This window comes from Pseudonocardia sp. D17 (assembly GCF_036984265.1).
Classification (GTDB): Bacteria; Actinomycetota; Actinomycetes; order Mycobacteriales; family Pseudonocardiaceae; genus Pseudonocardia; species Pseudonocardia benzenivorans.
Genome location: NZ_BPRG01000136.1, coordinates 167,885 through 169,070, shown reverse-complemented (window position 1 = coordinate 169,070; position 1,186 = coordinate 167,885). Strand labels below are relative to the sequence as shown.

At 67.8% G+C, this 1,186-nt stretch carries 1 protein-coding gene; it reads left to right on the top strand.

The genetic code is table 11. The annotated features are described in order from the left end of the window. Positions 1–186: 186 nt before the first annotated feature. A partial coding sequence (locus tag PSD17_RS21335; protein ID WP_339124265.1) for an MFS transporter occupies positions 187–1,186 on the top strand: 1,000 nt, incomplete at its 3' end.

The window sequence follows — 1,186 nt, the reverse complement described above, 5'->3', positions numbered from 1 at the left end:
GCTCGCGACCGTTGGAGTCCACCGCGACGGCGGTGTGGCTGTGCTTGTGCGGGTCCACGCCCACGACGACCATGTGCATGTCTCCTTCACCGGGGATACGGGTCCGGCCGGCGGACACACCTCAGTCGGGAGGACGTCGCCTCGTTCTCCTATCAAGTCACGCCGGTCGGACCGACTCCGGCCGCGATGGACGATTCACGAGAAGGCCAGCCCGAGCAGGCGGCACCCACCGTAAGAGTCACCTCGCGACCGAAGTCGATCTACCACCTCAGCGGCGGCGGCGACAGCGTGACACCGAGGTTCACCGTAGCGTTGCTCTGGTTCGGCGTCTTCTCCTACATGACGATGGAGATGATGGTCGCACCGATCGTGCCGATCGTGCAGCACGAGCTCGGAATGAGCCCGGCCGTCGCCGCCTGGATGCTGACCGGTCTGATGGTCGTGGGCGCCGTCTCGCTCCCGCTCTCGACTCGCTACGCGGACATCGCGGACAAGAAGAACGTCTTCTTCATCATCCTGGGAGTCTCCGGGGTGGGTGCAGTTCTCGCGGCCGTGGCCCCGTCGGCGAGCCTGCTGATCGCGGGAAACATGCTGCAGGGAGTCGGGATCGCGGTGGTGCCGATCGCCATCGGGATCGCCCGCGACAGCCAGCCGCTCGCACGTGCCAAGTTCGCGACCACTGCGTTCGTCGTCGCGGGTGGCGCCGGCTCGGCAGTCGCCTATGTCGCGGTCGGACCGATCGTCAAGCACCTTCACTACTCCTACATCTACTGGATCCCGACGGCCGTGATCCTCGCGGTGATCGTCCTCGGCGCGAAAGGGCTGCCTGCGTGCCCGCCCGTGAGGACCGGGCGGGTCGACTGGCTCGGCGCAGCGCTCCTGGCCGTGGCGTTGACGTCGTTCCTGCTCGGGCTGACGCTTGCGTCGACCGAGGGCTGGGGCTCCGCCATCGTTCTCGGGTTGCTGATCCTCACCGTCGCCTTGGCCACGGTCTTCGTCGTCGTCGAGCGACGGGTCGACTCCCCACTCGTGGACCTGCGGGGCATCGCAGAGCGCGAGGTCGCGGGCGTCATGGGACTGTCACTGCTGCGCGCTGCCTGCGCCTACACGATGTACCTCGTCCTGCCGACCGTCGCGCTGCTCCCGCTCGCAACCGGGTACGGCATGGGCGGTGACGCCTCCACCG